This window comes from Candidatus Hydrogenedentota bacterium, assembly GCA_018005585.1.
Lineage (GTDB): Bacteria > Hydrogenedentota > Hydrogenedentia > Hydrogenedentales > JAGMZX01 > JAGMZX01.
Genome location: JAGMZX010000180.1, coordinates 1 through 8,140, shown reverse-complemented (window position 1 = coordinate 8,140; position 8,140 = coordinate 1). Strand labels below are relative to the sequence as shown.

Genomic DNA, 8,140 nt, shown 5'->3' with positions numbered 1-8,140 from the left:
CCGCGCAGGTGGCGCAACCGCCGCAGGTCAGCGCTCCGCCCGACACTGTCCCCGCACAGACCCCCGTCGTTGCTCCCCCGCCGGCGGATGTTTCCGCGTCTCAGCCGCCGCAGGACGTTCGCGCCGCCTTGCCGCAGGATGCGCCGCACCAATTGACATTCGATGCGCCCGATATCGTCTTGGACCCGTTGCATGATGCCGCGGAGATGAGTTTCAAGGTGGAGCCGCCGGGTGCGGACCTCAAGGGCGTTTCCTGGTACGCGAGCGGCCCCATCTCCGTGTGGCCGCGGGAACAGTCCGTGTACATCAAGGCCGCGGCGTTTGATTTGCCACTGGGCGACGAAACGACGCATAAGGTATTCGCGCGGCTCGAAGACTACGGCGTGGACCTGGGCGCATTTGTGGTGCGACTGCGTAATCCGGTGGAACTGCTGCAGTTCGTATTCACGCCTGCCTCCGTGAACGTGGGGCCCGCGAAAACAAGCGAGCAGGTATCCTTTGAGTTGCGCAATGCCTCGGGCAAGGCCGTCTCCGGGGAGAACGTGGCGTTCCGCGTCGATCCGGGCAGCGCGCCCGTGCAGGTCGTGCGCGACGGGGAAACAACGTTACGCGTCAGCGTCGACGCGGCCGCGCAGAATGAGACGGCCGTCGAAGCGCGCCTGCAGGCCATGTTTCGCGACACGGTCCTGGCGGAACTGCCCGTCCACGTCGGGCCCGCCTGCGTGCTGGAAAAAGTCACCTTCGCGGCGGAGAAAGTGCTGTTAACGAATGCGGAAACTTCCGCCGAAGTCTATTTCGACGTGGAGCCCGGCTCCGTGCCGGATGAAGCGCTTTCCGAACTCACCCTGCAGTGCGCCGATGCGCGCATCATGGTCAACCGCATCAGCCGCAACGTTGTCGAGGTGGCGCTGAATCCGGGCGTCCGCCTGACCGGCCTGGCGCGGGAGTCCCAAATGCTTACCGCATGGAGCTGCGGGCGGCAAGTGGGCGCGCTGCGCGTGGAATTGCTCGCCATGGCCTACACGCCGAAGGTCTTCTTTCCCGGCGGCGGCGCGCGCCTGAGCAATGCGGCGCGCCGGGTCAATGTGCGGTTTGACGTGGAGCCCGCGGGCGCGCCGCCCGAAGTGCTCGAGGCGATCAGCTTCCGTGCGGACGGCTACGAACTGGCGGTGACGCGAACAGGCATGCAGGAGATCGCCGTCAGCTTGCGCGATTCGGCCGTCATCGAAGGCGGGCAGACCCGTGCGCGCACGGTCTCCGCCTGGTACAACGGCGGGCTCGTAGGCCAACTCGACGTGGCCCTCGCGCCGTTCTCCAGCATGCCGAAAGTCGTATTTCTGGCGGGCGCGCCGCGCTTGACCAATGCGCAGCGCCATGCGGAAGTGGAATTTGACGTGGCGCCGCCGGACCTGCCTGCGGAAGTGCTGGAGGCGCTGCATTTCGAGGCCGATACGTACGAGGTCGTTGTAAACCGCAAGGGGCCGCGGCAGCTTGAACTGCTGCTGGGGCCGCTGGTGCGCTTGCAGGAAGGCGAAATCAAGGAAGCCACTATCACGGCGCGGTATCAGGAGACGGCGGTCGGCGAAATGAAGGTTGAGATGGCGGGCCCGGCAAGCGTGGACTACGTCGAGGTCTATCCGCCGCGCGTGGACCTGACGCCGGCGAACCCGATGGCCTACGTGAGTCTCGCGCCGAAACCGGCGGAGATTGCGGAGGCGGTCGCGCAACGCCTCGAGTTCGTCATGCCCGGCAGCGCTCAGGGCATTGCCTGGCAGCGCACGCCCGGCGGCCAACTGCTCGTGTCCATGGAACCGTCCGGCTTTGCCTTGGGCGAGGTACGCGATACTACGCTCGAGATTCATATGCACGGCGCGGTCGTCGGCCGGCTACAGATTCATGCGGAACGGCCCTTCGAAAAACACGAGGTGCGGTTTACGCCTGCGTCGCTCCTGTTGTCCGGACAGCAAACCGGCGCGCAGGTGTCTTACGAGACGGTCCCGCCCGGGCTGGCCGCGGACAGCATCGAGTGGCGCGCCGACAAGGGTCTGACCGTAGTGCGCGCCGGGGATAACAGGGTTGCCGTCGCGCGCGCGTCGACCGCGGGTGACACGGTCCAGGAACTGCGGGTGTACGCCGTCATCGGCGACGAGGTGGCGGGCATCCTTCCCGTCCGCTTCGCCGCGGCGGCCGCGTCCATTCATTACGAGACGTCCGCGTTCGACCGGGTCACCTTTACCTACCCGAGCACCGTAAACGTGGGAACGCCCGCCACCGTCGAGATCCAGGCCACCAACTGGTTCCGGCAGGAGCAGATTGGCACGCTCGTCGTGGCGGTCGAGGGGTGCAGCCCCGAGGCGCCGCTCGCGCCCGACGAGTCCTACGACCTGTGGGCGGCCGGCGGCAGGGTTATCAGCCGTTTCTACCGTGACGGCACCGTCTGGCGCAAAGCCCCCGAGAAGATCGTGCCTCTGCACACGCAGATCGAAGTGTACGTGCCTCAATGGCCCAGCGGCGCGGACCGGTCGCTGCGCGTGCCCGTGACCTTTAACCGGCCCGGCACGGCGCGGCTCTACCTGCGCGTTTCCTTCTCCCTCCAGACCGGCGATGAAATCGTTGTCCACGCCAATTTCCCCGAGGCCGGCGAACCCGACCAGCAGGGCCTGCCCTGTATGACCTACGCAATCAATGTGCTCCCGTAAGAACCCGGAACGGCCGGCACGAGGTCCGCTGACATCGACGGCAGAGAGTGTGCCATCCCCCCGTTGTTCATGGTGTGCCCGCTCGAATAGAGGCTATCCCAATACCCGCGTGACGGGCAAGACCGCGCATGCGATATGAGGATGCCATTGAAATAGCGATGACGACTTTGCCTGCGCTTCGCCAGGACGAGGAATGCCCCGCCCCTGCAAGAGGCATAAAACAAGTATTGGGATGATTTCTCGGCTTATCTCTGATTTGTTCGCTTTGCCATGGCGCATGCCATCAAGAAGGAAGAAAAGCAACAAAACACCCTTACCCCGGTCGCGCGCGCCTCTGTGCCCCCGACCGATCAGAGGTGTCCGCCGTGTCCCTTGGCGAAGTCTTCGAGGGCGTCTTCGATTTCCTGCTTGTGTTCGCGGTCGAAGAATTCCTGGTCGGCTTTGCGGCGGAAGTACTGGCGTTTCTCGTCGTGCTTCCACTCGCTCCGGTCGCCGCGCCGGTCTTTCCCGCTGCGGCGATCCTTCTGCCATACCCCTTCCGCGTCCTGGTAGTAGCCGGGTCGGATTTCTTCTGTCACGATCGCGTCTCCCCGTGGCCATTGCGTGCCTCAGTATAGGGACATCCCGCCCGGGCGTCAAGAAAGGCACGAGTTCCCGCCGCGCGTCTCCGCGAGGCGCCTACCAATGGAACACGACACCGAGCATATCGCCGGGCTTGTCGCGCAATTGTTCATAGATGCCGATGGCGTCGTCTATGGGCACGGAGTGGGTGATAAGCGGCGTCACACGGATAATTCCGTGCGTGATGAAATGCAGCAGGACTTTGAGGTCGTCCAGACTGAAATGGCACGAAACCTCAAGGGAGGCCTCCTTCGTGTGCATCATGCCCCAATTGAAGGCGGTCTCGGTGCGCACGGCCAGCAACAGCACGACCCCCTGGTACGCGAGCAACTGGTGCTCGTAGACATCCATGAGCAGGGACTGCACGCCGCAGCAGTCGATGACGCAGTCGTAGGGGCCCTCCTCCTTGAGGGCGGCCCAGAAACCTGGGGCATTGGCGTCGAACGCGCGGTGCGCGCCGCACTGGCGGGCGAGTTCCACGCGTTTCGGGTTGATGTCCGAGACGGTCACGTGCGCGCCGAGCGCGCGGGCGGATTGCGCCGCGAACTGGCCGATGAGGCCGAGCCCCGCCACCCACACGCGCCGTCCCGGGGCGACGCGTGCGCGCCGCGCCCCGCGCATGGCCACGCCCGCCACGCCGAGCAGCGCGCAATCCGCCGGCGCCACGGTGTCCGGAATCGCGATGGTGAGGTGCGTGTCGTAGGCGGAGGCCGCCGCGGACGCGACGTCGACGACGTGCCAGCCGCGGTGGCCGACGTATTGGCCATAGAAGACGGTGTCGCCGGTGCGGAATTGCCGTACTTCCGGGCCGGTGGCTTCCACCGTGCATACGTGCTGGTAGCCGTGAACGCTGGGAAAGGCGTTGGCCCAGAAATGCTCGCCGAGCAGCGCGTGTCGTTCGGTGCCGTTGGTGATGCCCGAATGCCGCGTGACAAGCAGCACCTGCGTGGGCTGCAACGCGGGCGGCTCGCCCAGGTCCTTGAACCGGACCTGCCGCGCAGCCGGGTATTCGATGCCGACCTTACGCATGCGCGTCTCCCCCCGCATATCTGTCCGTCGGCGTCTTGGTGACGATGAGACGGGGGATGTAGCCTTCCTGTTCCATGTAGTAGTGCCTTCCCGGCTCATGGGACCCCTCGGGGACCGTGCCGGCGAAGGGGAAGATATCCACTCCTTCCGGGTACGGGTCGCACCCGTGCTCAACGCCCGCCTCGACCATCCAGATGTCGCCCACGCACAGCTCGAATTCCTGGCGGACGCCGTCGTGCCCGACCAGGAATGCGCGGCAGCGGCCGCCCGAGATAACCCAGGTCTCGTCGTAGTCATGAAAATGTTTTTCGACCGGCATCTCCGGCGTGAAGTGAATCGGTTTCCATTGTCTGTACACCGTCATGCGCGTATCCCTCCGTCAAACGTTGAGACTGCCTCCGGCCGTAGCTGGATTTTCTTGTTCCGGAACCGCGGGAGGGCGGTATCGTAAGCCAAACCGCGCCGACAGCGCAAAGGGTGGACAGGGGAAGGGTGGGAGGCGGCATGCTGCGGCACAAAAAGCAGACAATTATGACGCGCCGCAAGGCTGGTATTCCCCGCGGCGCAGACGCTGTGTCAGGGTGTCCCGCGGGTCACTACGACGCGACCCGGGGTAAGACCAGGTATTTCAGCCAGTTGGCGAATTCGCGCTCGCGGATGCTGTCTTCGACGATGCTGTCGTCAATCTTGAGTTGCCAGCGGATATCCTTGCGGCTTGGGTCCGCGAATACGGTCTCGAGTCTTTCCGCGTACTGGCGCACATCGGCGCTGTCGTGGAAGAAACCCTGTTTGAGCAAGCGGTCTTCGCGCGCGAGGATGAGCGCGGCCATTTCGTGCAAGTTGTATTCGGGATGGTACTGGGTCGCCCAGAAGATGCCGTTCTTGTAGCGGACTTCGACCGCCTGTACGCGGCTCCAGTCGTTGCCGGCGAGGCGGGTGGCGCATTCCGGCAGCTCGACGACCTGGTCGTCGTGGCTCACGAAATGGGAGTAGACCTCGGGCTTGCCCTCCGTCATGGGGTGCTTCCTGCCCGCTTCCGTCAGTTGAATCTTCGTGGCGATGCCCATCTCGCGTCCGCCTGGATGCGCTTCGGTGCGCCCGCCCGCGACGGTCGTGGCAAGCTGGATGCCCCAGCAGCTGCCGAACTGCGGCAGGCCGGCCTCGTACACGCGCGCGCAGAGTCTCAGGTGATTCTGCACGCGGGGATCGTCGTCGTGGTAGATGGTCAGGTTGCAGCCCGGCCAGATCACGGCGTGATACTCCGCCAGGCGCTCGTCCGTGGGCGGTTGCGCGCCCGGGTCGCTGCTGTACCAGATGTCGTATTCGGCGCCGGGCACGTACTTCTGCAGCAGGTCGCCGTAAAGCACCGCGGCCAGGCGCATGCCGACCTGGTTGAACTGTTCACGGCTTTCCATGGGGTAGCCGTCCGGAATGAGCACACGCAAAGGTTTCGGCATCACCAAATCTCCAAGCGTTCGAAAAGATACCAGATTAGCGGGCGTCCAGGCCCGCCATTATGTCGGCCAATTGGGCGTAATCATCACAGACGGCGTCGGGCGCGTGGGCATCGAGGGGCCGCTGTTTGACTACTGTAAGAAGCACGGCGCGCGCGCCCACGGCGTGGGGCCCGCCCACATCGTTGTGGGGCCGGTCGCCAACATGCACAATATCGCCCACGGCGATGCCGAAATGCCGGGCCACCGCCTCGAACACCGAGGGATGCGGCTTCGAGTGGCCCGCCTCGTCCGAAAATACGAAGCAGTCGAAACAGGAGTACATCCCCGCGCCTTTCAGCAGTTCGCGCAGGCCCCAGCCCGGCGTGTACACGGTGTCGGAGACAACCGCCAGCGGATACGCGCCATGCAGCGCGCGAAGCGCTTCGGCCGCGCCCAGCGCGGGGTCCGGCCGGTACTGCAGCTCCATCGTTTCGTAAACGGAAACCAGCGCCTTGAGTTCATCCTCGGGCAACGCGAGGCGCAGCCCCTTCAGCAGCACCTGCATGCGTTCGGCGACGCGCCACGTGACATGTTCGTCATGCCAGACCTTGTTGAAAGCCGCCTCCATGACATCGTAGGCCGCGTCGGACACCACCCGGTCAATCGATGCATGCCGCGAGACGGCGCGGAAGAAAGCGTCGCGCCGCGCCACGGGTTTCGGAGGCAGGCCGGCGGCCTTGCGTTTCGGTTCATCGGTATCGTCACAGAACAGACAGTCCCAGAGATCGAACGTCACCGCGCCAATCCGCCGTCGTGTCATAGCCTACTCCTATGTCATATGGGCAGGATGTTATTGAAGAAAAGCCGACGGCACAGAGCCGCCGGCCTCTTCTTTCCGAAAGTGAAGGCATGCTAGCACAGGTCCGGCGCGGGAATCCAGGCGCACGGCCTGTTTTCGGAAGAACGCGCCGGTAATGCGCCGGGAACGGAGATGCCGCCTCCAGCGACGGTCTGGCACAAGCGAGCAGGGACTGGCACGTGCCGCCCGAAGACTCGCTCCCTTGTGCCAGTCCCTGTTTTGTCGTATTTCTGCTTGACATAGCGTCAAAATGACACTATGATGTGATGAATTATGACAGACTATCTGCCCCGGGAAATCGCGGCGCGGCTCGCGCAGGCCCTGGAACGCCTGCCCGTAGCCGTCGTGTCCGGCTTGCGCCAGACCGGCAAGAGCACGTTGCTTCAACATGAGCAATCAATTGCCGCGAATCGCGCCTACCGCACCCTGGACGATTTCGCCACGCTGGCCGCCGCGCAGACGAATCCCGAGTCGTTGCTGGGAGAACCCGTCATTCTCGACGAGGTGCAACGCTGCCCGGAACTGCTGCTTGCCATTAAGCGCGCCGTGGACAGACAGCGCCAGCCGGGGCGCTTCGTCCTGTCCGGTTCCGCGAATCTGTCCCTATTGAGCCGCGTTTCCGAGACGCTGGCGGGCCGCGCCGTGTATTTCACGTTGCATCCCATGACGCGCCGCGAGATTCTCGGCAAGACCGCCGCGCCGCCGTTCCTCATCGAGTTCCTCCGCACGCAGGCGCTGCCGCGCGGCGCCACAAAGCCCGTGACCGAGCGTGAAATTCTCGCGGGCGGTCTGCCCCCTGCCTGTCTGGGACCGCCGGACGCCTTGCAGGACTGGTTTCGCGGGTACGTGCAGACTTACGTCGAGCGCGACGTGCGGCAACTGTCGCAAATTACCGACCTCGTCGCGTTCCGCACGCTCGCGCAACTCGCCGCACTGCGCACGGGCCAAATGCTCGCGGTGAGCGCCCTTGCACGCGACGCCAAGCTCAACGCCGCCACCGCAACCCGCCATCTCCATCTGCTCGAAGCCTCGTTCTTGATCCGCCGCATCCCGCCGTTCCTCAAGAACCGCAGTTCGCGCCTCGTCAAATCGCCCAAGGTGTACGTTACGGACAGCGGACTGGCCGCGTATCTCGCCGGCGTCAACGGCCTCGAACCGGGCCGCGACGACCTGCTCCGCGGCGCGTTGTTCGAGACCTACGCGGCCCAGAATCTCGCCGGATTGCTCGAAGCCCACCTGCCCGGCGCGCAATTGGCCTACTGGTGCGAGCAAGGCCGCCACGAAGTCGACTTTGTCATCGAATCAGCCCGCAAAGTGATCGCGATCGAGGTCAAGGCGGCCACACGCTGGTCTGACGCCGATCTGTCCGGCCTGCGCGCCTTCCTCCAGCGCACCCCCGCATGCATCGCCGCCGTCCTCGCCTGCAATGGCCGCGACGCCGTCCAACTGGGCGACAGGCTTTTCGCCATTCCCCTCGGACATCTGTTCGCGTGACA

At 64.8% G+C, this 8,140-nt stretch carries 7 protein-coding genes; 2 read left to right on the top strand and 5 right to left on the bottom strand.

The annotated features are described in order from the left end of the window. Nucleotides 1-2,699 (top strand): hypothetical protein (locus KA184_21145; protein MBP8132095.1); only part of this gene is annotated, 2,699 nt, incomplete at its 5' end. Nucleotides 2,700-3,049: 350 nt separating this feature from the next. On the opposite strand, the gene KA184_21140 is transcribed toward KA184_21145, so the two are convergent. The 5 genes from KA184_21140 to KA184_21120 form a co-directional block, all read right to left on the bottom strand. Beyond that, nucleotides 3,050-3,277 (bottom strand): hypothetical protein, encoded by a 228-nt coding sequence (locus KA184_21140; GenBank protein ID MBP8132094.1) that lies wholly within the window; start codon nt 3,275-3,277, stop codon nt 3,050-3,052. 100 nt (nt 3,278-3,377) lie between these two features. Beyond that, nucleotides 3,378-4,349, bottom strand: a complete 972-nt coding sequence (locus KA184_21135) for a zinc-binding alcohol dehydrogenase (GenBank protein ID MBP8132093.1) — start codon at nt 4,347-4,349, stop codon at nt 3,378-3,380. After that, complete coding sequence (locus tag KA184_21130) at nt 4,342-4,713, bottom strand: hypothetical protein (GenBank protein ID MBP8132092.1); 372 nt, start codon at nt 4,711-4,713, stop codon at nt 4,342-4,344. The genes KA184_21135 and KA184_21130 overlap by 8 nt, the downstream gene beginning before the upstream one ends. Nucleotides 4,714-4,945: 232 nt before the next feature. Next, nucleotides 4,946-5,806, bottom strand: a complete 861-nt coding sequence (locus tag KA184_21125) for a type 1 glutamine amidotransferase (protein MBP8132091.1) — start codon at nt 5,804-5,806, stop codon at nt 4,946-4,948. Nucleotides 5,807-5,840: 34 nt separating this feature from the next. Continuing rightward, complete coding sequence (locus KA184_21120) at nt 5,841-6,605, bottom strand: HAD family hydrolase (protein ID MBP8132090.1); 765 nt, start codon at nt 6,603-6,605, stop codon at nt 5,841-5,843. Between the two features lie 312 nt (nt 6,606-6,917). On the opposite strand from KA184_21120, the gene KA184_21115 reads away from it, so the two are divergent. Beyond that, nucleotides 6,918-8,138 carry an ATP-binding protein gene (locus KA184_21115; GenBank protein ID MBP8132089.1) on the top strand — a complete coding sequence of 407 codons (1,221 nt, stop codon included), beginning with the start codon at nt 6,918-6,920 and terminating at the stop codon, nt 8,136-8,138. The last annotated feature ends 2 nt before the right edge of the window (nt 8,139-8,140 follow it).